General features: G+C 52.5%; 17 protein-coding genes and 4 tRNA genes. 17 read left to right on the forward strand and 4 right to left on the reverse strand.

All coding sequences use genetic code 11. From position 1 onward, the window contains the following. Positions 1-82 precede the first annotated feature (82 nt). Positions 83-2,263, forward strand: a complete 2,181-nt coding sequence (locus tag CPA50_RS05535; protein WP_096781442.1) for a malate synthase G — start codon at positions 83-85, stop codon at positions 2,261-2,263. A gap of 80 nt (positions 2,264-2,343) precedes the next feature. Here the strand turns inward: CPA50_RS05535 and folD are convergent, their stop codons facing one another. Continuing rightward, the gene (folD, locus tag CPA50_RS05540) at positions 2,344-3,201 is read right to left on the reverse strand and encodes a bifunctional methylenetetrahydrofolate dehydrogenase/methenyltetrahydrofolate cyclohydrolase FolD (protein WP_096781443.1); all 858 of its coding nucleotides are present in this window, start codon (positions 3,199-3,201) and stop codon (positions 2,344-2,346) included. Between the two features lie 226 nt (positions 3,202-3,427). Here folD and CPA50_RS05545 point away from each other — a divergent pair. The 10 genes from CPA50_RS05545 (at position 3,428) to CPA50_RS05590 (ending at position 12,778) form a co-directional block, all read left to right on the forward strand. Further along, positions 3,428-3,504, forward strand: a tRNA-Pro gene (locus tag CPA50_RS05545). Positions 3,505-3,536: 32 nt separating this feature from the next. Then, a tRNA-Arg gene (locus CPA50_RS05550) sits at positions 3,537-3,613 on the forward strand. A gap of 94 nt (positions 3,614-3,707) precedes the next feature. Next, positions 3,708-3,783, forward strand: a tRNA-His gene (locus tag CPA50_RS05555). A gap of 72 nt (positions 3,784-3,855) precedes the next feature. Then, positions 3,856-3,940 (forward strand) — tRNA-Leu (locus CPA50_RS05560). 281 nt (positions 3,941-4,221) lie between these two features. After that, the gene (tig, locus tag CPA50_RS05565) at positions 4,222-5,526 is read left to right on the forward strand and encodes a trigger factor (protein ID WP_096781444.1); all 1,305 of its coding nucleotides are present in this window, start codon (positions 4,222-4,224) and stop codon (positions 5,524-5,526) included. 189 nt (positions 5,527-5,715) lie between these two features. After that, complete coding sequence (clpP, locus tag CPA50_RS05570) at positions 5,716-6,351, forward strand: ATP-dependent Clp endopeptidase proteolytic subunit ClpP (RefSeq protein ID WP_096781445.1); 636 nt, start codon at positions 5,716-5,718, stop codon at positions 6,349-6,351. Between the two features lie 78 nt (positions 6,352-6,429). Then, positions 6,430-7,713 (forward strand): ATP-dependent Clp protease ATP-binding subunit ClpX, encoded by a 1,284-nt coding sequence (gene clpX, locus CPA50_RS05575; RefSeq protein WP_096781446.1) that lies wholly within the window; start codon positions 6,430-6,432, stop codon positions 7,711-7,713. 170 nt (positions 7,714-7,883) lie between these two features. Next, positions 7,884-10,301: an endopeptidase La gene (gene lon, locus CPA50_RS05580; protein ID WP_096781447.1), complete on the forward strand. Its 2,418-nt coding sequence runs from the start codon at positions 7,884-7,886 to the stop codon at positions 10,299-10,301. A 237-nt stretch (positions 10,302-10,538) separates the two neighbouring features. Continuing rightward, complete coding sequence (locus CPA50_RS05585; protein WP_044386154.1) at positions 10,539-10,811, forward strand: HU family DNA-binding protein; 273 nt, start codon at positions 10,539-10,541, stop codon at positions 10,809-10,811. A 116-nt stretch (positions 10,812-10,927) separates the two neighbouring features. Next, complete coding sequence (locus CPA50_RS05590) at positions 10,928-12,778, forward strand: SurA N-terminal domain-containing protein (RefSeq protein ID WP_096781448.1); 1,851 nt, start codon at positions 10,928-10,930, stop codon at positions 12,776-12,778. 79 nt (positions 12,779-12,857) lie between these two features. Here the strand turns inward: CPA50_RS05590 and hexR are convergent, their stop codons facing one another. Next, entirely contained in the window at positions 12,858-13,736 is an 879-nt protein-coding gene (hexR, locus tag CPA50_RS05595; RefSeq protein ID WP_096781449.1) for a transcriptional regulator HexR, read from the reverse strand. A 215-nt stretch (positions 13,737-13,951) separates the two neighbouring features. Between hexR and zwf the strand changes: the two genes are divergently transcribed. Genes zwf through CPA50_RS05610 form a run of 3 tightly spaced genes read left to right on the forward strand, consistent with a single transcriptional unit; the run spans position 13,952 to position 16,824 of the window. After that, positions 13,952-15,439 (forward strand): glucose-6-phosphate dehydrogenase, encoded by a 1,488-nt coding sequence (gene zwf, locus CPA50_RS05600; RefSeq protein ID WP_096781450.1) that lies wholly within the window; start codon positions 13,952-13,954, stop codon positions 15,437-15,439. Continuing rightward, positions 15,426-16,145, forward strand: a complete 720-nt coding sequence (pgl, locus tag CPA50_RS05605; RefSeq protein ID WP_227519496.1) for a 6-phosphogluconolactonase — start codon at positions 15,426-15,428, stop codon at positions 16,143-16,145. The genes zwf and pgl overlap by 14 nt, the downstream gene beginning before the upstream one ends. 28 nt (positions 16,146-16,173) lie before the next feature. Next, positions 16,174-16,824 carry a bifunctional 4-hydroxy-2-oxoglutarate aldolase/2-dehydro-3-deoxy-phosphogluconate aldolase gene (locus CPA50_RS05610; protein ID WP_096781451.1) on the forward strand — a complete coding sequence of 217 codons (651 nt, stop codon included), beginning with the start codon at positions 16,174-16,176 and terminating at the stop codon, positions 16,822-16,824. Here CPA50_RS05610 and pyk read toward each other — a convergent pair. Further along, positions 16,817-18,265 carry a pyruvate kinase gene (pyk, locus tag CPA50_RS05615; RefSeq protein ID WP_096781452.1) on the reverse strand — a complete coding sequence of 483 codons (1,449 nt, stop codon included), beginning with the start codon at positions 18,263-18,265 and terminating at the stop codon, positions 16,817-16,819. The genes CPA50_RS05610 and pyk overlap by 8 nt on opposite strands. Before the next feature lie 143 nt (positions 18,266-18,408). Here pyk and edd point away from each other — a divergent pair, with 143 nt between their 5' ends. The 3 genes from edd to CPA50_RS05630 are packed head-to-tail and all read left to right on the forward strand — an operon-like array spanning position 18,409 to position 21,852. Continuing rightward, a complete protein-coding gene (edd, locus tag CPA50_RS05620; protein ID WP_096781453.1) occupies positions 18,409-20,229 on the forward strand; it encodes a phosphogluconate dehydratase in 1,821 nt (606 codons plus the stop codon). Next, positions 20,226-21,230, forward strand: coding sequence for a glucokinase (gene glk, locus CPA50_RS05625; protein ID WP_096781454.1), 1,005 nt, complete (start codon positions 20,226-20,228; stop codon positions 21,228-21,230). Before edd ends, glk begins: the two co-directional genes overlap by 4 nt. Before the next feature lie 10 nt (positions 21,231-21,240). Then, positions 21,241-21,852 (forward strand): uracil-DNA glycosylase family protein, encoded by a 612-nt coding sequence (locus CPA50_RS05630; protein WP_096781455.1) that lies wholly within the window; start codon positions 21,241-21,243, stop codon positions 21,850-21,852. Here CPA50_RS05630 and glpD read toward each other — a convergent pair. After that, on the reverse strand, positions 21,807-23,312 hold the full coding sequence (gene glpD / locus CPA50_RS05635; protein WP_096781456.1) for a glycerol-3-phosphate dehydrogenase: 1,506 nt from the start codon (positions 23,310-23,312) through the stop codon (positions 21,807-21,809). The genes CPA50_RS05630 and glpD overlap by 46 nt on opposite strands.

Below are 23,312 nucleotides of genomic sequence, written 5' to 3' on the forward strand. Positions count from 1 at the left end.
CGTACAATGCGGCCACCAATTTTACCAGGCCCGACCGCTGAGCGGCTTTCGGGGCAGGGCTAACCCACTGAGGCTAAGAACGATGACAGAGCGCGTACAACTCGGCGGCATTCAGGTCGCAAAGAATTTGTATGACTTCGTGAATAACGAAGCAATTCCGGGTACCGGAGTGGATGCCGAAAAATTCTGGGCGGAATTCGACAAGATCGTCAACGATCTGGCACCGCGTAACCGCGAGCTTCTCGCCAAGCGTGATGCTATTCAGGAAAAAATGGACAGCTGGAACCGGGATCACAAAGGCAAGAAGCTGGACATGGCTGCCTACAAATCCTTTCTGAAGGATATTGGATACCTGGTGGACGAGCCGGCAGATTTCCGGATTTCTACTGTCAATGTTGATCCTGAAGTTGCGACCATGGCTGGCCCTCAGCTCGTGGTTCCGATTATGAATGCCCGCTTCGCACTTAATGCGGCAAATGCGCGCTGGGGTAGTCTGTACGACGCACTGTATGGCACCGACGCCATTCCTGAAGAAAACGGTGCGGAAAAAGGTCGTGGTTACAACCCTGTGCGCGGCGCCAGGGTTATTGAATTTGCACGTAACCTGCTGGACAACTCTGCTCCGCTGGCTGCTGGTAGCCACAAAGATGCGGCCCTGTATCAGGTTGCCGGAGGCAAACTGGTCGTCAAAATGCAGAATGGCGACGTTACCGGCCTGAAAGATGAATCCGGGTTTGTTGGTTATACCGGTGCTGCGGATGCTCCCAACGGCATTCTTCTGGTCAAGAATGGCATGCATTTCGAAATCCAGATCGATGCCAGCCATCCGATCGGCAAAGATGACGGAGCACACGTAAAAGACGTGCTGATGGAGTCTGCGCTGACAACTATTATGGATTGTGAAGATTCTGTCGCCGCAGTTGATGCTGCTGATAAGGCTCTGGCTTACAGCAACTGGCTTGGCTTGATGAAAGGTGATCTGGAAGAAAGCTTCGAAAAAGGTGGTCAGCGCCTGACCCGGAAAATGAATCCGGATCGTGTATACACTGCAGCCGATGGCAGCGAACTGAAGCTGAAAGGCCGTAGTCTGATGTTCATTCGTAACGTCGGTCACCTGATGACCAATCCTGCTGTGCTGCTGAAGGATGGTTCCGAGGTTCCTGAAGGGTTGATGGACGGCATTCTGACCGGCCTGATTGCTATTCACGACCTTAAAGGCGGCGGTCGTTTTCAGAACAGTACTGCGGGCTCAGTCTACATCGTGAAGCCGAAGATGCACGGCCCTGAAGAGGTAGCGTTTACCAATGAATTCTTTGGTCGCGTTGAGGATGCTCTGGGGCTGCCGCGTTTTACTATGAAAGTCGGCATTATGGATGAAGAGCGTCGCACCACGGTTAACCTTAAAGCCTGCATTCATGAGGCCAGGGATCGTGCGGTATTCATTAATACGGGCTTCCTTGATCGCACAGGTGATGAAATACATACATCTATGGAGCTTGGTCCTTTTATTCGCAAAGGCGAGATGAAGCAGGCTGCATGGATTGGTGCCTACGAGCAGTGGAACGTGGATGTTGGCCTGGAAACCGGCTTCCGGGGCGTTGCCCAGATTGGTAAAGGCATGTGGGCCATGCCGGATCTGATGGCAGACATGCTTGTGCAAAAAATTGGTCACCCCAGGGCTGGCGCCAGCACTGCATGGGTGCCTTCGCCTACGGCGGCCACCCTGCACGCAACTCACTATCATCAGGTGTCTGTGGCAGATATCCAGAAAACTCTGGAGAGCCGTCCTCGTGCCAATCTTGATGACATACTTACCGTGCCGGTAATGGACGATCCGTCCAAGCTGACAGAGGCTGATATCCAGCAGGAACTGGACAATAATGCCCAGGGTATCCTCGGTTATGTTGTGCGCTGGATTGATAGTGGTGTTGGTTGTTCCAAGGTGCCCGACATCAACGATGTTGGCCTGATGGAAGACCGGGCTACTTTGCGTATATCGTCACAGCTTCTTACTAACTGGCTGTACCACGGTATCTGCACAAAAGAGCAGATTGAAGAAACCATGCAGCGTATGGCGAAGGTTGTTGACAAGCAAAATGCCGGCGACCCGGAATATCGGAGCATGGCGCCGGACTATGCAGGCAGCATAGCCTTCCAGGCTGCCATGGATCTTGTTCTGAAAGGTCGCGAGCAGCCGAATGGTTACACTGAGCCACTGCTACACGCTTATCGCCTGAAGGCGAAAGAGAAGTTTGGCCAGTAAGAGCGGCTGAACAACAAAAAACCCGCTTCGGCGGGTTTTTTGTTGTGGTTCAGTTGTTCTGAGGCCAGAACGTTCCGGCGTTATTCGTTATGCAGTTCGTTTGCCGCGTACAGGGTGTTTTGCAGAAGTGTTGCGATGGTCATGGGGCCGACACCTCCCGGTACGGGAGTGATATACGCAGCGCGGGCTGAGGCGGCTTCAAAGTCGACATCACCTTGTAGCTTTCCATTTTCCATGCGGTTGATGCCTACATCAATTACCGTTGCGCCCGGTTTTACCCAGTCCCCCTTGATCAGCCCTGGTTTGCCTACAGCTGCAATCAGAATGTCAGCATCACGTACATATTTTTCCAGATCCGGTGTAAAGCGATGGCAAACTGTAATAGTTGCACCCTTGAGTAGTAATTCCATAGTCATCGGGCGGCCCACAATGTTGGATGCGCCCACAATGACCGCGTGCTGGCCTTTGTACGGGGTGTCAATGCTGTCCAGCAGGGTTATCACGCCCGCGGGAGTGCAGGGTCTGAGGGCCGGCTTACGCTGCACCAGGCGGCCGATGTTATATGGGTGAAAGCCATCAACATCTTTATCCGGGCGGATTTTCAGCAGAATGGGGTCTGCATCCAGGTGGTCGGGCAGAGGAAGTTGCACCAGAATGCCATCTACAGCCGGGTTTTCGTTCAGCTCATCAATCAGCGCTTCCAGGGCTTGCTGGGAAGTGTCTGATGGCAGGTCGTAGGATAGCGAGAGGATGCCGGCGGCATCACAGGCTTTGCGTTTGTTACCTACGTATATTTCAGAGGCTGGGTCGTTTCCCACCAGTACCACGGCCAGGCCCGGGGCTCTCAGTCCCTTTCTGGTGCGGGCTTCCACACCGGATGCGACCTGTTGTCTGACTGCTGCAGCAATTTCTTTTCCGTTGATCAGTTTGGCGCTCATGATTCGTCTTGTCGGTTGGGCATTGGTTAAATAAGAGAGTGTGGATTGTCTCACGCTTGCGGCTTAACTCCAATTGGCGAAGAATGGTGTATTGGTGGTGTTGCGGAAAAAAATGCTCCTGAAATTGCTGATTCGGGAGAGAATTTCATTTTCCTTGTTGACGGGACCATTCGGCGACGGTAATATGCGCGCCAACTTTGCTGAAGCACACATAGTTCAGTTTAAACGGGGTATAGCGCAGTCTGGTAGCGCGCCTGCTTTGGGAGCAGGATGTCGGGAGTTCGAATCTCTCTACCCCGACCATTTTCTGGATGTTCAGCTAGGCCGACGGTCAAGCGCCCGTAGCTCAGCTGGATAGAGCATCGGCCTTCTAAGCCGAGGGTCGCAGGTTCGAGTCCTGCCGGGCGCGCCATTAAAGCAGCCGGCTTGATCAAAACCTGGGTAGCCGTCAGTAAAGTTGAAGATCAGTAGTTGTTCTGAATATACCGGAAGTATATTCCGATGTGGTGGACGTAGCTCAGTTGGTAGAGCTCAGGATTGTGACTCCTGCGGTCGAGGGTTCGATCCCCTTCGTCCACCCCACTTTTTAAAGGTGTTTCCGCAGTTTTCAGGTTTATGACCTTCGCGGTCAGCACTCCGTTTTAAAAGATTTCAGCTCCGGTGGTGGAATTGGTAGACACGATAGGTTTAGGTCCTGTTGCCGCAAGGTGTGGGGGTTCAAGTCCCTCCCGGAGTACCAATTTAAAAGGCTCTTGGAATTGTTCCTGGAGCCTTTTTTTATTTTAAGGCTGATGTGGGTCTCTCCCCCTTTGTTTTTCTGTTTTTGCCCCCAATTCCTTCCATGAATCGTCGTTGTGATCACAAACCCTGAAACTACCCGAGGCAGGTGATTCTCTCGTCAGGGTAAACCGTGATAAACTACCGGCTTTTAATTTTGGGTCCTTTCTTGGGAAGCTGTTCAGGAATGGACTTTGGCTTTAATTTAATTCACATACCGAACCCGAAATTTGAGGATCTTCCATGCAAGTGTCTGTAGAAACGACGTCCAACATCGAGCGTCGCATGACGATTGGTGTGCCCGCCCAGGAAATTGAACAGGCAGTTCAGAAACGCCTGCAGGAAACCGCTCGCACAGTGCGTCTGAATGGTTTCCGCCCTGGAAAGGTGCCCATGAGCGTGGTCAAGCGTCGTTTCGGTGATAGCGTGCGCCAGGAAATCGTCGGCGAAATCATGCGCGACAACTACATCAAGGCGCTGCAGGAGCAGGACATTAACCCTGCAGGCTGGCCCAAGCTTGAGCCGAAAACCATGGAAGCCGGCAAAGACCTCGAGTTTGTTGCAGTTTTCGAAGTTCTTCCCGAAATCGAACTGGGCGACCTGAGCAAGATCTCAGTCGAGAAGCTGACCTCTGAAATTACCGACAAGGATATCGATACAATGATCGATAACCTGCGTCGACAGCAGGCCACCATGAAGAGCGTCAAACGCAAGTCCAAGAACAAGGACGTGCTGACTATCGACTTCAAAGGCTCAATTGACGGCGAAGAGTTTGAAGGTGGTGCCGCTGAAGGCCACAAACTTACTCTGGGTTCTGACCAGATGATTCCGGGCTTCGAAAAAGCTATCGTTGGCGGCAAAGCTGGCGAAGAGCTTGAAATTGAAGTGACTTTCCCTGAGGACTATCACAACGAAGACCTCAAAGGTAAGCCGGCAAAATTCGAAATCAAGATCCATGAAGTAGAAGAGCCGCAGTTGCCGGAACTGAATGCTGAATTTTTCACCAAGTTCGGTATTGAAGCTGAAGACGAAGCCACTTTCCGCGAGGAAGTGAAGAAGAACATGGAGCGTGAGCTCAAGCAAGCCATGTCCAACAAGGTCAAGAATGACGTTGTTGATGGTTTGCTGGAAGCGACTGAAATCGACATTCCGGCAGCTCTGGCTGACCAGGAAATTGATCGTCTGCGTCAGGAAGCTGTTCAGCGCTTCGGTGGTCAGATGGATTTTCAGCAGTTGCCGAAAGAAATCTTCCAGGAACAGGCTGAGCGTCGCGTAAAAACCGGACTCTTGTTCCAGGAAGTCGTAAAAGTGAACGACCTGAAAGTAGATCCGGCCAAAGTTGACGAAAAGATCCAGGAGATCGCGTCAACGTATGAACAGCCTGAAGAGGTTGTTGCGCACTTCAGCAGTAACCCCGAGCAGAAAAGCCAGATCGAGTCTTCTGTGCTGGAAGATCAGGTTGTTGATCATGTGCTTTCACAAGCTACGGTTACAGAAAAGAAAGTTAAGTACGAAGAAGCTATTCAGGCAGGGCAGCCCCAGCGCTGATAGTGGTGGTGTGACGGCGTCGGGGGTGGGTTCCGCTCCCGGCCCCCGTTGGCCGAACGGAGTTAACAGCCGGCACGCCCGGCTGTTTTCATCTTGATTTCTGGCTGGCAAAGTACAAGATGCAAGAATACTGAAGATGCCGTGGATTTAAACCACGCCCCATTTTTCCATAAGGAGTTCAGGCGCATCATGATGCAGAAACCAATTGATGGTCCGGCAATGGTTACCAGTTCCGGCCTGGTGCCGATGGTTATCGAGCAGACTGCCCGTGGGGAACGTTCGTTCGATATTTATTCCCGACTGCTTAAGGAGCGGGTTATCTTTATGGTTGGGCAAGTGGAAGATCACATGGCCAACCTGATCGTGGCGCAGCTTCTGTTCCTTGAATCTGAAAACCCGGACAAAGACATTCATCTGTATATCAATAGCCCCGGTGGCTCCGTGACTGCAGGTATGTCCATATACGACACCATGCAGTTCATCAAGCCTGATGTTTCAACATTGTGCGTAGGGCAGGCTGCGAGTATGGGAGCCTTCCTTCTGGCTGGCGGTGCCGCTGGCAAGCGTGCTTGTCTGCCTAACTCACGGGTCATGATTCACCAGCCTCTGGGCGGTTATCAGGGGCAGGCAACGGATATTGAGATTCACACCCGTGAAATTCTGAAGATTCGTCATACACTGAATTCAATCCTGGCTCATCATACTGGCCAGGACCTGGAAACTATTTCCAGGGATACGGATCGTGACAATTTCATGGATCCGACACAGGCAAAAGAGTACGGGCTGATTGACTCGATACTTGATAAGCGTGTGTCGAATAAATAATACTGGTAGTAATTGCATCACCCCTGGCCGGCGCATTGATATCTGAAACGCCGGCAAAACGAGATCAGAGGTATTTCAATGGCAGATGAAAAAAACGGCAGAGGCGACGATAACGGCAAGTTGCTCTACTGCTCGTTTTGTGGAAAGAGCCAGCATGAAGTCCGTAAGCTCATTGCAGGGCCTTCGGTGTTCATCTGCGACGAGTGTGTCGACCTGTGTAACGATATTATCCGTGAAGAGATTCAGGAGAATGCACAGGAGGAACCGAGTGATCGTCTTCCGACACCGGCTGAAATCCGCAATACGCTGGATGAATATGTCATCGGTCAGGACCGCGCCAAGGTTGTTCTCTCGGTCGCAGTCTATAACCATTACAAGCGCCTCCGTTACGGTGAAGGTAAAGGCGATGTCGAGCTTGGCAAAAGTAACATTCTGCTGATAGGCCCCACAGGTAGTGGTAAGACTCTGCTGGCCGAAACTCTGGCGAGAATGCTCAATGTGCCCTTTACCATTGCGGACGCCACTACGCTTACCGAAGCAGGCTATGTAGGTGAGGATGTTGAGAATATCATCCAGAAACTACTTCAGAAGTGTGACTACGATGTAGAGAAGGCTCAGCGGGGCATTGTTTACATTGATGAAATTGACAAAATTTCACGTAAGTCCGATAACCCCTCAATTACTCGCGATGTTTCGGGTGAGGGTGTTCAGCAGGCTCTGCTGAAGCTGATTGAAGGCACGGTTGCCTCTGTTCCTCCCCAGGGTGGGCGCAAGCACCCGCAGCAGGAGTTTTTGCAGGTCGATACCGGCAATATGCTGTTCATCTGTGGAGGAGCCTTTGCAGGCCTGGATAAAGTAATCCGGGACCGTACCGAGAAGAGCAGTATCGGTTTCTCGGCAGCTGTTGCCACCCGGGACGACTCCAAGAATATGGGAGACGTCATCAAGAATGTTGAAACGGAAGATCTTGTCAAATATGGCCTGATCCCCGAGTTTGTTGGTCGTTTGCCAGTGGTTGCAACGCTCAATGAGCTTGATGAAGATGCGCTGGTCCAGATTCTTACGGAGCCTAAAAACTCTCTGACCAAGCAGTATCAGAAGTTGTTTGATATGGAAGGTGTAGAGCTTGATTTCCGTGATGAGGCCTTGCGTGCTGTTGCTGGCAAGGCTCTGGAGCGTAAGACTGGAGCCCGTGGGCTTCGCTCCATTATGGAAGCGACCTTGCTTGATACCATGTACCAGATTCCGTCAGAGCATGACATCTCAAAAGTTGTGATTGATGAAAGCGTTATCCTGGGGGACTCCGAGCCTTTCAAGATATATGCGAACGCAGATCACGCTAAAGCAGTGCCTGATGACTGACGACTTTCTTATTGCTGAGTGATAAACAAAAAAGGGGCGGGAACGCCCCTTTTTTGTTGGTTTGTACCTGTAACGCTCAGTGTTGTGTTGTTTGGTAAAGATATTGCAATTGTGACAGCCGCCCCAATGAAGGGTGATATGCTGAATGAAACACCGTCAGAGGATTCCTTATGACCCGGATACCCGAAGATATCGTGCAAGAATACCCCATGCTCCCGCTCCGTGACGTGGTGGTGTTTCCGCACATGGTGGTCCCTTTGTTTGTGGGCCGCGAAAAATCCATCCAGGCTCTGGAAGCTGCGATGGAAGGAAGCAAGGAAATCCTCCTGGTAGCCCAACGGGATGCTTCCACGGATGAGCCTGGCCCAGGTGATGTTTTTGAAATGGGTACCTTGGCGACTGTGCTGCAGATGCTGCGGCTTCCCGACGGCACAGTAAAGGTGCTGGTTGAAGGTAATGCCCGGGCTGCGTTGAGCAATATTACAGAGTCGGATTACCTTTCCGGTGGCGCGACGCTGATGGATGAGGAAGGCTTGCCTGAGCGCGAAGAAGAAATACTCCTGAAAACCTTGATGGATGAGTTTGAAAAGTACGTGAAGCTCTCCAAGAAGGTACCTGCGGAGGTTTCCAATGCCTTGTCCGGAATTGAAGAGCTGGAGCGCCTTGCAGACACAATGGCCGCCCATCTTGATATGCGCATCCCGGAAAAACAGGAGCTGCTCGAAGCACTCAACGTTAACAGCCGTGTGGAACTGCTGCTGGGTAAGCTTGACGGGGAAATCGACCTGATTGAGGTTGAAAAGCGAATCCGTGGCCGCGTCAAGAAACAGATGGAACGCAGTCAGCGAGAGTACTACCTGAATGAGCAGATGAAGGCTATCCAGAAAGAAATGGGTAACCTCGGCGAAGGTAATAACGACTTCGAAGAGCTTGAGCAGAAAATTGAGGAAGCTGGCCTGCCTGAAGAGGCCCGCAAAAAGACGGAATCAGAGCTGAACAAGCTGAAGATGATGTCACCCATGTCTGCTGAAGCCACAGTGGTCCGTGGCTATATTGACTGGATGCTGGCAGTTCCCTGGAAAAAACGTAGCCGTGTGCGTCACGATATTGAAAAAGCCAGGGAGATTCTCGATAAGGATCATTACGGCCTTGATGAGGTCAAGAAGCGCATTCTCGAATACCTTGCCGTACAGAGTCGTGTGAAAAAGGTAAAAGGGCCAGTGCTGTGTCTTGTGGGGCCTCCTGGTGTCGGTAAAACATCCCTGGGGCAGTCCATTGCCCGTGCCACAAATCGTAAGTATACGAGAATGGCTTTGGGTGGAGTGCGTGATGAGGCTGAAATTCGTGGCCACCGTAAAACCTATATTGGTGCACTGCCTGGCAAACTGCTGCAGAAGCTTGCCAAAGTGGGTGTTAAAAACCCGCTGTTTCTGTTCGATGAAATCGACAAAATGGGTATGGATCACCGCGGAGATCCAGCCTCTGCATTGCTGGAGGTTCTGGATCCTGAGCAGAACCACACATTCAACGATCATTATCTGGAAGTAGATTATGATCTTTCGGATGTCATGTTCGTGTGTACATCCAATTCCATGGATATTCCGCCTGCGTTGCTGGATCGAATGGAAATTATCCGGATCCCGGGTTACACCGAAGATGAAAAGGTAAATATCGCATTGCGTTATCTGTTACCCAAACAGATTAAAGCGAACGGACTGCGCAAGGATGAACTGACGCTTCCGGAAGCAACCCTGCGTGATCTGGTCCGTTATTACACTCGCGAGGCTGGTGTCCGTGGGTTGGAGCGTGAAATTGCCAAGATATGCAGGAAAGTTGTTCGGGAGCATGTGGAAGCCGGTGACAAGGCGACCGTAACTATTGAACCGGAGATGCTTGAACACTATTCCGGTGTGCGTAAGGTCAGCTTTGGGCTGGCTGAAGAGACCAATCAGGTTGGCCAGGTTACCGGCCTGGCCTGGACTCAGGTAGGCGGTGAACTGCTTACGATTGAGTGTGCTCTTACCCCGGGCAAGGGCAGGGTTGTTAAAACCGGTTCCCTTGGTGATGTGATGCAGGAATCCATTCAGACTGCCCTTACGGTTGTCAGAAGCCGTGCTCAAGGCTTGGGAATTGCAGATGATTTCCATGAAAAGCACGACTTGCACGTGCATGTACCTGAGGGAGCGACGCCAAAAGATGGCCCCAGTGCCGGTATTGGTATGTGCACAGCACTTGTTTCTGCGTTGACCAGAATTCCGGTCCGTGCGGACGTTGCAATGACCGGTGAAATTACCCTTCGGGGTAGGGTTCTTGCCATTGGAGGGCTGAAGGAAAAGCTCCTGGCGGCTCATCGGGGTGGTATCAAGACAATTATTATTCCTGATGAAAATGTCAGGGATCTCAAAGAGATACCAGATAACATCAAGGCGTCTCTGGAGATTTGTCCGGTCAAGTGGATTGACGAAGTTCTGGATATTGCTCTGGCTTACGCACCTGAGCCACACACGTCTGATAAACCCTCGAAAGCGGGTTCGGGCAAGCCGCACGATGATGAAAATGACAGTGCAGAGCGCATAAATACACATTAAACCCAAGTGAGTTGTTGACATGCCAGAGAGCCCATTGGTATAACTGTTTCGCCGTGAAGCAGCCAATACCAAGGGCTCCCGCGCAGTATGTGCCTATTCCGAACAGCGGTTGAATGCCGAAAGGAATAAGAAAACCGAAGAATGGAATTCTCCGACCGCTTATGCGATAGTCGAGAACGTCCGAGAAAAAACAATCCGACCTATAACATCTTCAACCTGAAAGCGAAGGGGTTTAGTGTGAACAAGTCCGAACTAATCGATGCAATTGCAGAATCTGCAGATATTTCCAAAGCCGCCGCTGGCCGTGCTCTGGATGCGATGACCAACTCTATCACCGGTGCCCTCAAAAAAGGCGATCAGGTTACTCTGATCGGTTTTGGTACTTTCTCAGTGAAAGATCGTGCTGCGCGCACAGGTCGTAACCCGCAAACGGGTGCCGAGATCAAGATTGCGGCCTCCAAAGTGCCTGGCTTTAAAGCAGGTAAGGCCCTGAAAGACGCCGTTAAGTAACGGTTCTTTCTGCGGCGACTCCTGTTAAAAGGAGCCGCCAAGAAGAATTCAAGGCGCATTCCGACAGGGTGCGCCTTTTTACGTTAAGTGCACCGGCAGAGAGGTTCGGGAGAAACATGCTTCAAGATATGCGGGAAAATTCCCAGGGCACTATTGCAAAGATCATTATCGGTCTGTTGATCGTGTCTCTCTCCATTTGGGGAATGGATGCCATTGTTGGTGGTTTCTCCGGCGAGCCGGAAGTGGCAACTGTTAATGGTGAAGATATTACCGAGCGGGAATTCCTGCGAGTTGTCCAGATGGAAAGCCAGCGTCGTCTTTCCAGTATGGAGCAGCCCGATCCGGCTATGTTGGATGAGGATCAGATACGTGCAGACGTGCTTGATTCCCTGATTCAGGAGCAGGTTCTTACTCAGGATGCCAGTGCTCAGGGTCTTGCACTCAGCGATGCGGATATCGATGCTCTGATCACCCAGATGCCCCAGTTTCAGGTTGATGGGCAGTTTAATCGTGATCGTTTCGTTGCTTCGGTACGTAACCTCGGCATGGGTGTTGGTGAATTCCGCGAAGCCATGCGCAAACAGTACGTGGTCAATCAGATTCGCAGCGGCATTATGCAGAGCGGACTTGTTGCAGACGCCAACGCTTCGCAGCTTATGCGTATCCAGAACCAGACCCGGAACTTCCGCGTTGTTCAGGTGCCCGCAAGTGCAGTTGCTGATGAGGTTGAGGTTACAGACGCAGAAGTTGAGGCGTTCTATCAGGATAACAAGGATGCATTCAGGCAGCCGGAGCAGGTCGATGCTGCCTATATAACCTTGTCTCTGGGAGCTCTGGCAGAGAAGATCGAGATTGACCAGGAGGAGCTTCAGGCATACTACGAGCAACGCTCTGGGGATCTGGCCCGTGAAGAGCGCCGTGCATCCCATATTCTGATTGAGGATGGTGCCGACGCCGGGCAGACCATGGCGACCATTCAGGAGCGTCTGGAAGCGGGTGAGAGCTTTGAGGAGTTGGCGAAGGAGTTCTCTATAGATACTGTGTCAGCCAAAGATGGTGGTGACCTTGGTTTTGCTGGCCGTGGCGTGTATGACGAAGCCTTTGAAGAAGCTTTGTTTGCTTTGGACCAGGGCCAGGTTTCCGGTCCGGTGAAAACCGGCTTTGGTGTGCATCTGATTCGTCTGGATGATGTTCGCCGGTCAGAGGTTCCTGCAATCGAGGAGCTGGAACAGCAATTGCGTGGTGAGCTTGCCCGTGAGCGTGCTCAGGAAAAGTATGCAGAAGTGCGTGCAGAGCTGGCTGACTCAGCCTATGCAGCAGACGATCTCGCCGGCCCGGCCGAAGAGCTTGGTCTGGAAATTCGCGAGGCCAGGGGTGTGACCAAAGATGGCGGTCAGGCACCGTTTGACCACGCGGGGCTGGTTCGTCAACTGTTCTCTGAAGACGTTCTTGAAAGTGGGTATAACACTGAGCTGATCGACGTTGGTGATAGTGTTTCTGTTGTGGCCCGGGTCCGCGAGTACCGTGAGGCGCAGCAGTTGGCGCTTGAGGATGTTCAGGACAATATTCGTGCAAACCTGGAAGTTCGCAAAATCCGGGAAATACTGGAAGAGCGTGCTGAAGCGATTGTTGCCGGTCTTGAGGCGGGTGAATCTCTGGATGCTCTGGGTGCAGGTGAATGGGAGCAGTTTGAAGATCAGGAAAGGAACGCAGCTGGAGTGGATGCGCAGATCATGCAGACAGTTTTCTCTCTGGCCCGTCCCAATGAGGAGAAAGCGAGCTACGGCACCGCAATTACGCGAAGCGGAGTTGCTGTGATTGCGCTGGATGCTGTTAACGAGGGTGATGCAGAAGGCGGGGTGGATCTGGATCAGTTGCGTAGTTTCATGGCGTCCCTTGAGGGGCAGCGTGAATACGCAGCGTATCAACAGTTTCTGCGGGACACTGCCGAAGTATCCCGTCCATAAGGAAACTACTTCAATATTAAAAACCCGGGCAACGCAGGTTGCCCGGGTTTTTTGTTGCTGCGTGTCTGGTGGCTGGCCTTCAGTCAGGATTTGAAGGAAGGCGGGTAGGCATAAGGCTGTCTTTGATTTTCTTTAGATGCCCCAGGAAGTCCGCGCCGCGTTTCAGGGTAACGCCGGTAGCCAGGATGTCGATCACGGTCAGGTGGATAATTCGGGAAGACATCGGCATGTAAACCTCTATATCTTCTGGTGCGGTGACTTCCAGGGCGACGGTGCACACTTCTGCCAGCGGGGAGCCCGGCGTTGTGATGCCAATAACGGTCGCGCCGTTGTCCCGGGCAATCCGGGCGATATCGACGGTTTCTCTGGTGCGCCCGGTATAGGAAATCATAACGATAACATCCCCGACGCTGGCGCCCGCGGCGACCATGCGCTGCATGAGGGCGTCGTCATAGGACATGACCGGCAGGTTAAAGCGGAAAAACTTGTGCTGTGCATCCAGTGCTACAGATGCAGAGCCACCCATACCAAAAAAGTTGATCTGTCTGGCCTGAATCAGGTAGTCAATGGCGGTTGCCAATGCCCGTGGGTCCAGCGCCTGACGGGCTTTGTCGAGATTGGCAATGGTGCTCATCATGATCTTGTCGGCAAACTCCGCAACCGTATCGTCAGGTTCTATATTCTGGCCAATATAGGGTATTCCCGTGGCAATACTTTGTGCGAGCCTGATTTTGAAATCCGGGAAACCTGTAGCCGAAAACCCTCGGCAAAACCGGTTAACTGTTGGCTCGCTGACGTTAGAGGCCCGGGCCAGTGCCGCAATACTGTAGCGGGTGGCGGCGCTTGGATCTCGCAGAATAGCCTCTGCTACCTTGCGCTCCGACTTATTCAGAGTGTCCAGCCGGGACTGGATGTCTTCCAGCAGATTCTCGTCACGATGTGCCTGGTTTACAGCCATCAAAGCTACTCCCTGAACCCTTGGTGGGATGGTTGTTCAAAGCGGACTGAGTATACCGGGATTTTAGCGTATTTTGGGTAGTAAACGTATCAATAGTCTGATGGAGCTCTTGGATTAATCCGGAAGTGGTGTCATTATTTGGATAAAATTACTACATTTAAGTTTGTTAACAGGTTCGTACTTCTATGGCCTGATTCACCGGAGAGGCATACCCGATGGTCGACAGGATTACAAACCGTTGTGACATCATGCTGTTCGGGGCTTTGGGTGACCTTGCGCAGCGCAAGCTGTTCCCCGCTTTTTATCAGCTTGAGCGAGCGGGTCTTCTGGCGAGTGACAGCAGAATACTGGCCCTTGCTCGGCGGGAACTGGATACCGCAGAAGTTCGCAAGTTGTTGCTCCATAAGCTGGAGCAGAGCGTGAAGCCAGAGGAATTCGAGCGCCAGGTAGCTGAGGCCTTTCTGCAACGGGTTGAGTATCAGATACTGGATTTTCAGGACGAGAATGCATTCGGGGTTCTCAACAGCTGGCGCGAAGGAGGAAACTGCGAGAGTAGCAATGAGTTAATCGTTTATATGGCCACCCCGCCGGCCATGTACGGTGTTATTGCCCGCAATCTTCGCTCAGCCAGTTGTTGCACTGAAAGGACCAGGGTTGTTGTCGAGAAGCCTATAGGTCATGACCTTGAATCTTCCCGGGTCATAAATGACGAGCTTGGAGAGGTCTATAAAGAAAGCCAGCTCTTCCGGATCGATCACTATCTGGGCAAAGAAACCGTTCAGAATCTGATCGCATTGCGCTTTGCCAATAATCTTTTTGCGTCCCAGTGGGATCAGAACCATATTTCTCATGTGGAAATAACGGTTGCCGAGAGCGTAGGTATTGAAGGTCGCTGGGGCTATTTTGATAAAGCGGGTCAGATCCGGGACATGATTCAGAATCACATGCTTCAGTTGTTGTGCCTGATTGCCATGGATCCGCCCTCTGATTTATCCGCCGACAGTATCCGTGATGAAAAGGTGAAAGTGCTCAAAGCTCTTCGCACAATTACACCAGACATGATGGAAAGTTATGTTGTACGCGGACAATACACAGCTGGTACCAGTATTGGAAAGCCGGTTCCCGGATACCTGGAAGAAGAGGGGGCCAACAAGAGAAGTCAGACAGAGACCTTTGTGGCACTGAAAGTGGAAATTGACAACTGGCGCTGGTCAGGTGTTCCATTTTATATACGTACGGGCAAGCGCCTCCCGGAAAAGCTGTCTCAGATTATTATTCACTTCAAACCGGCTCCCCACTATATTTTTGATCCTGACCAAAAGCATCTGGCGAATAACAAGCTGATCATACGTTTGCAGCCGGACGAAGGCATGTCACTCAAAATACTCACCAAAGACCAGGGGTTGCACAAAGGTATGCGGCTGCGACAGGGGCCTCTGGAGCTGACGTTTTCAGAAACCTTTGAATCCGAGCGAATCCCCGATGCCTACGAACGTCTGTTGTGGGAAATAATGAAAGGTAACCAGTACCTGTTCGTGCGGCGTGACGAAGTTGAGTATGCCTGGCGCTGGGTAGACCAGATTATCCGGAACTGGAGTGATGGCGGTGATCCTCCCAAGCGATACGCTGCAGGAACCTGGGGTCCGGTAGCCTCCATTGCGATGATTACCCGTGATGGAAGGAGTTGGTATGAAGATGCCTGATATGGTTTGGCCTGCCGGGGTGGAGTTTCACTCGGGTGAGTCAGCGCAACAGGTGGCGATGATGCTTGCCGGCACGGTTGCAGAGTTTCTAAAAGGCCGGCTTTTGGTGGCGAAACGCGCAAGTCTTGCGGTTTCAGGTGGATCTACGCCTTTGTCATTTTTCCATGCGCTGTCCCTCAAAGACCTGGACTGGAGCAGGGTTGATGTTGTTCTGGCAGACGAACGCTGGGTGGATGAAACCGATGCGGCCAGTAATACCCGGCTTGTAAAAGAAAATCTGTTGCGGAATAACGCAGAGGCGGCGACGTATTTTCCTTTAAAGCGGCCAGGGGAGACTCCTCAAGATGGTTTGGTGGCAGTCAACGCCGGGCTGGCAAATCTGACTCGTCCTCTTGATGTGCTGATTTTGGGTATGGGGAATGATGGCCATACGGCGTCCCTGTTTCCGGATGCCCCTGAACTTGTTCCTGCTATGGACATAGACAGTCGGGAAGTGGTTGCTGCTATGACGCCGCCATCCCAGCCACAGCCGCGCATCACACTAACCTACGCGTTTATGCGCGATGCCCGTTTTACAGCACTTCACCTTAAAGGAGGTGACAAGCTGGAAACGCTGAAGCAGGCATTAAGGCAGCCGGATGGTCTGTTCGCTATGCCTGTGCGCGCCTTCCTGAAACCCGGCTTGCAGGTTTTCTGGAGCCCTTGAGTCCTTTAAATTACTTACGGAGAGATGTATGAGCCAGGTGTCGGGCTTTCACCGCGATCGGATCAGGTCTGTCTTGAGGGCTTCACCATTGATGCCTGTTATCACTATAAAACATCCTGATGAGGCAGTGCCGCTATGTCAGGCCCTGTTTGATGGCGGGATTCGGGTGATGGAAATAACCTTGCGCACGGAGCACGGACTCAAAGCGATTAAAAGTGTGCGCGAAGCTATCCCTGAAGCCTGGGTAGGTGCTGGAACGGTGACATGCCTTGCCCAGTATCGCCAGGCAGAAACCGCTGGCGCCCAGTTCATCGTTACTCCTGGTGTCACTGAAGCGCTTCTTGAGTTTGCTCTCACTTCCGAGGCACCTCTTTTGCCCGGTATTTCAACAGCCTCCGAACTTATGCTTGGTTACGGTATGGGGTATCGTGAATTTAAATTTTTCCCTGCAGAAGTAGCGGGAGGATCTCCCGCACTGAAAGCCTTTAGCGGTCCATTCCCGGACGCAACCTTCTGCCCGACGGGTGGGATCCGCCGGGACACTGCCAGGGACTATTTGTCCTTGGGCAATGTGCAGACTGTTGGTGGCAGTTGGCTAACGCCAGCGGATGTTGTTGCCAGGAAAGATTGGGCGAAGATCACCGACATCGCCCGGGGTAGCCTTTCAGAGATCAGCTGATCTCTGAACCGACCCGCACAATTTTCATTGTGTTGGTTCCACCTTGGGCATTCACGTAATCACCTTTGGTGATAACTACCAGGTCGCCCTTGCTTACCACTTTCCGGTTAACCAGCTCCGCTATTGCCAGCGCGTTGGTTTGCTCATTCAGAATCTTTGCCGAATCAAATGGTATTGTTTGAACGCCACGATACATCGCAACCCGGTGCTGGGTAGTGTGGTGCCGTGAATATGCAAAGATTGGCAGGCTGGACTTGATGCGGGACATCAGTCTGGGTGTCGCGCCAGTTTCAGTCATGCAGATGATGGCCGTGACACCATTAAGGTGATTTGCCGCATACATGGCGGACAAAGCAATAGCTTCATCGACCAGCTCCATGCTTTCGTGAATCCGGTGATTGGACTGGTGCATTGTCGGATGTTTTTCTGCACCGATACATATGCGCACCATTGCTTCTACAGCTTCTACCGGATAATCACCCACTGCTGTCTCTGCAGACAACATAACCGCATCTGTGTAGTCCATCACAGCGTTCGCCACATCAGATACCTCAGCCCGTGTTGGCATAGGGCTGGTGATCATGGATTCCATCATCTGGGTTGCGGTAATGACGGCGCGATCCAGTACCCGGGCGCGGGCAATAATGTGTTTCTGCACACCTACAAGTTCCGCATCTCCGATTTCGACGGCGAGATCGCCGCGAGCCACCATTACCACATCTGACGCTTCGATAACCGCATCCAGCGCGGCAACGTCGTGGGCAAGTTCTGCCCGCTCGATTTTTGCGACCAGGCCGGCATCGGAGCCGGCTTCTTTGAGTAGCCGGCGAGCCGTGTGCATATCTTCGGCAGTGCGGACAAAAGATACCGCGACATAGTCGGCCCCAAGGCGTGCGGCTGTGACAATATCCTGCTTGTCTTTCTCGGTCAGCGCATCGGCAGAAAGCCCGCCGCCACGTTTGTTGAGGCCCTTGTTGTTTGAGAGCGGGCCGCCGATCAGAACAGTGGATGTAATGCTGTGTTCAGCAACTGACTTTACTTCCATTTCGATGCGGCCATCGTCCAGAACAAGAATGTCCCCTGGCGTAACGTCATCAATGAGCTGTTCATAATCAATGCCTACACGCTCGTCTGTACCTGCTTCCTTGTCCATTGCAGCATCCAGGACAAAAGTTTGCCCTGCTTTCAGGATAACTTTATTGTCAGTAAAGCGGGCAATGCGGAGTTTGGGGCCCTGCAGGTCTGCAAGCAGGGCAACAAAACGGCCTTGAGCCGCGGCTGCCTGACGAACCCTTTGTGCGCGGTTGATGTGTTCTTCTGCGCTGCCGTGGGAAAAGTTGAGGCGGGCGACATCAATACCTGCGGCTATAATGGCAGCCAGCGATTCGGAAGAGTCTGTGGCGGGGCCTAAGGTAGCGACAATCTTGGTACGCCTGAGCATGTTGTTATCCTTTAAGGTTTGATAGGTAGTAAATGTATCAACAAAATGTGAATTAATTATGACATAAGGGTGATGATAGCAAAAAAAGAACGTAAAATTACGTTCTTATGTCATTAAATCTGCTTTGAGCAAAGGAGCCTGATATGCATGCTGTCGTAGACAGAGTCACCCGGCGAATCATCGATCGCAGTCGACTATCCCGGCAGAATTATCTGGCTCGAATGACTGAACTGAAATCCCGTTCACCGCATCGCAATGTGCTTTCCTGCGGTAATCTTGCCCACGGTTTTGCTGCCTGTCATCAGGATGACAAAGACACACTGAAGCTGATGAGCAAGGCCAACGTGGCCATAGTGTCAGCATACAATGACATGCTCTCCGCGCATCAGCCCTACGCCACCTTTCCGGATATTATCCGTGAGGCAGCTCATGGAATGGGCTCTGTGGCCCAGTTTGCCGGCGGCACACCCGCCATGTGTGACGGGGTAACCCAGGGGCAGCCAGGCATGGAGCTCAGTCTGTTTTCACGGGATACCATCGCCATGAGCACCGCAGTCGCTCTGAGCCACAACATGTTTGATGCCACGCTCTTGCTGGGAATCTGTGACAAGATAGTTCCCGGGCTGCTGATTGGTGCCCTGAGTTTCGGTTATTTGCCCGGTATTCTTGTACCCGCAGGCCCTATGCCTTCAGGACTGCCAAACAAGGAGAAACAACGTATCCGTCAACTCTATGCAGAGGGGAAACTGGGCAAAGAGGAGTTGTTGGAGGCTGAGAGCAAATCCTATCATAGTCCGGGCACCTGCACCTTTTACGGTACAGCCAACAGTAATCAGCTGCTGGTTGAGGTCATGGGGCTGCACCTGCCGGGAGCGGCGTTCGTAAATCCAGGTACACCATTGCGGGATCAACTGACGCGGGCTGCAACGGAACAGGTTATCCGGTTGTCCAGGCCTCAGGGCGGTGAGCTGGGCCTGGGAGATATGATTGATGAGAAAAGCATCGTCAATGCACTGGTAGCACTTCTGGTGACCGGAGGCTCCACGAATCACACGCTGCACTGGGTTGCAATTGCCCGCGCCGCGGGCATTGTGATTGACTGGAATGACTATGCGGAGCTGTCTTCTGTAGTTCCATCCATGACTCGTATCTACCCCAATGGCGAGGAAGATGTGAATGCCTTTCATGATGCCGGAGGCACACCTTTCCTGATTCGTGAACTTCTTGATGCTGGCTACCTGCACAACGATGTAGAGACGGTTGTCGGGCATGGTCTTGAAAGATATACCCGTACACCTGCGATGGATGGTGACAGGCTGGTCTGGCAACCGGCGCCTTTGAAGAGCCTGCACCCGGATGTATTGAGTACGGCTTCTGAACCCTTCGCGCCCGACGGCGGGCTAAAGGTGCTGGATGGCAATCTGGGCCGGGGCGTTATCAAGGTATCTGCCGTTGCGCGGGAACATCACAAAATTGAAGCCCGGGCAGTAGTTTTCAATGATCAGAACGAACTTAAAGCCGCCTTTGATGCCGGTGACCTGAACAAGGACTGTATCGTGATCGTTCGGTTTCAAGGCCCTAAATCAAACGGCATGCCTGAACTGCACAAGTTGACGCCCTATCTTGGAGTATTGCAGGACCGGGGGTTCAGGGTTGGTCTGGTAACTGATGGCCGGATGTCGGGGGCGTCGGGGAAGGTTCCGGCGGCAATTCACGTTTATCCTGAAGCGCTTGAGGGAGGGCCTCTGGCACGGGTTCGTGACGGTGATCTGATATCTCTGGATGCTGACAGGGGAACTTTGTCTGTTGTTGTCGATGAGGCAGAATTTGCAGAGCGTGAGCCGGCCAGGCCGGATTTGTCAGCCTATCATCAGGATTATGGCAGAGAGCTTTTTGGCTGGATGCGGCGTTCTGTGGGCACGGCTGAAGAAGGAGCCTGTGTTTTCTGGAATCACGAAGCATGAATTCTGCCGGTTATGCGTTAGTCGGCGATATCGGTGGGACCAATGCCCGTTTTGCGCTCGTAGAGCCTGGTAGTGTTCAGCCTCTGGCGACTATGATTCTATCCTGCGGGGATTACGCCACTCTGGATGATGCAATAGATCACTACTTGACGAAAGTTGATGTTGGTTCGGTGCGTGAAGCATGCCTGGCGGTTGCCTCTCCGGTGCGCGGTACTGCCGTGAAAATGACGAATAGCAACTGGCAGTTTGATACTGAAAGTGTACGCAGGCAATTTGGCTGGACAGGGTTCAAGGTAATTAATGACTTCGCTGCGATGGCCCTGGGGATTCCCCACGTTGTGGAAAAAAATCTGGTTCACGTTTGTGGCGGACCGGGTGAGGGTTGTCGTCCACGGCTTGTCATTGGTCCGGGTACAGGACTCGGTGTATCCGCCCTGGTCCCGGTCAAAAATGGCTGGATCCCTCTGGTGACTGAGGGGGGGCATGTAGATTTCGCTCCTGCAGATGACACAGAGATGGCCATTCTGAAAATTCTCAAAGCGAGGTTCGGCCGGGTGTCTGTGGAACGGATTTTATGCGGTGAGGGACTGCTGAACCTCTATCGCGCTCATGCCGGGATTCAGGGTGTAGGTGCACAGCTTCCCACGCCAGAGGCAATTACAGCGGCAGCAATGACATCGAATGATTCACTGGCGCGGCATACTCTCAATCATTTCTGCCAGCTGCTTGGCAGGGTGGCGGGCAATGCGGTCCTGACGCTTGGAAGTACCGGAGGTGTGTATTTGTGTGGAGGTATCCTTCCGGGGATACAGGATTTCCTTCTTGCCAGCCCGTTTCAGCAGGGTTTCGAGGATAAGGGACGCATGCGCCCTCTGCTGGAATCGACGCCGGTTTACCTTGTAACCGAGGCCTGTACAGGCCTTCTGGGCGCAGCGGAGGCTTTGGAGAATCCTGAAGTACAGGGTTTCGGGAAAACGCATTTTATGCAATTGCCGGGGTGACCCAGAGACAATGAACAATACTCTTGATTCGCTGCCTTTTGACGAACTTGTCCGTCGGGTACGAGCCTGTACTATTTGTGCGGAAGCCTTGCCTTTCGGGCCCCGGCCGATTGTGCAGCTGTCACCGGCGTCGCGAATTCTCGTGGTGGGGCAGGCTCCGGGAAGGCGGGTGCATGAAACAGGTCTGCCATTCAATGACCCCAGTGGGGATCGTCTTCGGCAGTGGATGGGCATCACGCGGGAAACATTTTACGATGACCAGAAACTGGCAATTCTTCCCATGGGGTTCTGTTATCCCGGTACAGGGAAATCCGGTGATTTACCGCCGAGGCCTGAGTGTGCGCCCGCCTGGCGTAACGCCTTACTGAACCGCTTGCCTAATATCGGGCTCACTCTGGTGATAGGTCAGTATGCCCATGCCTGGCACATCCCGGGCGGTAAGAAATCCGTTACGGAAAATGTCAGGAACTGGCGTCATTATTGGCCGGAATTGCTGCCTATGCCCCATCCCAGCCCGCGTAATAATCTGTGGTTGCGTCGGAATCCCTGGTTTGAAACTGAAGTAATTCCTGAACTTCAGGCTCGGGTTGCCAGACTTTTTTCTGTTGAGGATGACAGGTAGTTTTCCAGTGCACGAGTCTGTGTACCGGACGCGTAAAGCCCTTGCTTGGTGCGACGCCAGAGTATGTCCTCTGCTGTCATTGCCCATTCCCGTGATACGAGATAGTCCACCTCCTTCCGGTACAGGTTGCCGGTAAAAAGAGTCCCCATATCCTTAACGGAAGTGGTGCCGTCAAGAAAGTTTCTGCATGCCGTGCCATAGGTTCTTACATAACGCTGCGCAAGCTCCGTAGGCAGCCATGGGAATTCTTTTTTCAGCTGAACCTGAAACGATGCTTTGCTGTTGAAGTTTCCGCCCGGCAGCACTGCATCATGGGTCCAGGGAGTGCCAGCGGTAGGGAAAAACTCGCAAAGCTTGTCTGTTGCGACCTCTGCCAGCTTCCTGTATGTGGTTATTTTGCCACCGAAGATTGACACCAGTGGTGCCTGGCCTCCGTCGTCATCCAGTTCATAGGAGTAATCCCGTGAGGCTTTCTGTGCGTCTTCCTCATCATCTATGAGCGGTCGCACCCCGGAATAGGACCAGACAATGTCTGCAGGGGTTATCTGGTGCCGGAAATAAGTGTTTACAATCTTCAACAGGTAGTCGATTTCATCCTGTGAAATGCGGGCGAGAGACGGATCCCCGTCGTAGTCCACGTCAGTCGTGCCTATCAGGGAAAACTGTTCTTCATAGGGGATTACAAAGACTATACGTTCATCTTCGTTCTGCAGAATATAGGCTTCATCATTGATGTTCAGGCGGGGAACTACAATGTGACTGCCTTTTACCTGACGGATCTGTTTCGGAGCCGGGGCAGTAATGGTGTCTGCAAAGAGCATACTGGCCCAGGGGCCCGCTGCGTTCACTAGCGCTTTTGAAGAGATCTCTGTTTCTGCACCTGAAATAGTGTCTTGTAATCTTATAGTCCAGCCGCCTTTCTCACGAAAGGCCTTGGTGCAGCATGTTCTGGGTCGGATAGAGGCTCCCAGCTGTTCAGCTTTGCGAGCCATGAGCACAACCAGGCGCGCGTCATCTACCCAGCCATCAGAGTACTCGAACCCCTTGGTGATCTCCGGTTTCAGGGGGCTGTCACTACCAAAGGTGATGGCCCGTGAACCGGGCAGCAACTCTCGCCGTGCAAGGTGGTCGTAAAGGAAAAGGCCTGTGCGAATCATCCAGCCCGGACGCAGGTGCGGCTGGTGGGGGAGTCGAAAGCGCATGGGCCACATAATGTGGGGTGAATTGCGCAAAAGGGCTTCGCGCTCGGTCAGAGCTTCCCGAACTAACCTGAATTCATAGTGTTCCAGATAGCGCAAACCACCATGAATCAGTTTGCTGCTGTTGGACGAAGTAGCAGAGGCCAGGTCGTTCATTTCACAGAGCAGGACTTTCAGGCCCCGCCCTGCGGCATCCATGGCAATTCCGGTGCCATTGACGCCACCCCCTATAACGACGACGTCAAACGATTGCTGCTGCAA

Source organism: Marinobacter sp. ANT_B65 (assembly GCF_002407605.1).
In the GTDB taxonomy this organism is placed as follows: Bacteria; Pseudomonadota; Gammaproteobacteria; order Pseudomonadales; family Oleiphilaceae; genus Marinobacter.

Coding starts and splice junctions, on each gene's coding strand:
- CPA50_RS05535 (WP_096781442.1), top strand. CDS start 83: ATGACAGAGCGCGTACAACTCGGCGGCATTCAGGTCGCAAAGAATTTG.
- folD (WP_096781443.1), bottom strand. CDS start 3,201: ATGAGCGCCAAACTGATCAACGGAAAAGAAATTGCTGCAGCAGTCAGA.
- tig (WP_096781444.1), top strand. CDS start 4,222: ATGCAAGTGTCTGTAGAAACGACGTCCAACATCGAGCGTCGCATGACG.
- clpP (WP_096781445.1), top strand. CDS start 5,716: ATGATGCAGAAACCAATTGATGGTCCGGCAATGGTTACCAGTTCCGGC.
- clpX (WP_096781446.1), top strand. CDS start 6,430: ATGGCAGATGAAAAAAACGGCAGAGGCGACGATAACGGCAAGTTGCTC.
- lon (WP_096781447.1), top strand. CDS start 7,884: ATGACCCGGATACCCGAAGATATCGTGCAAGAATACCCCATGCTCCCG.
- CPA50_RS05590 (WP_096781448.1), top strand. CDS start 10,928: ATGCTTCAAGATATGCGGGAAAATTCCCAGGGCACTATTGCAAAGATC.
- hexR (WP_096781449.1), bottom strand. CDS start 13,736: ATGGCTGTAAACCAGGCACATCGTGACGAGAATCTGCTGGAAGACATC.
- zwf (WP_096781450.1), top strand. CDS start 13,952: ATGGTCGACAGGATTACAAACCGTTGTGACATCATGCTGTTCGGGGCT.
- pgl (WP_227519496.1), top strand. CDS start 15,426: ATGAAGATGCCTGATATGGTTTGGCCTGCCGGGGTGGAGTTTCACTCG.
- CPA50_RS05610 (WP_096781451.1), top strand. CDS start 16,174: ATGAGCCAGGTGTCGGGCTTTCACCGCGATCGGATCAGGTCTGTCTTG.
- pyk (WP_096781452.1), bottom strand. CDS start 18,265: ATGCTCAGGCGTACCAAGATTGTCGCTACCTTAGGCCCCGCCACAGAC.
- edd (WP_096781453.1), top strand. CDS start 18,409: ATGCATGCTGTCGTAGACAGAGTCACCCGGCGAATCATCGATCGCAGT.
- glk (WP_096781454.1), top strand. CDS start 20,226: ATGAATTCTGCCGGTTATGCGTTAGTCGGCGATATCGGTGGGACCAAT.
- CPA50_RS05630 (WP_096781455.1), top strand. CDS start 21,241: ATGAACAATACTCTTGATTCGCTGCCTTTTGACGAACTTGTCCGTCGG.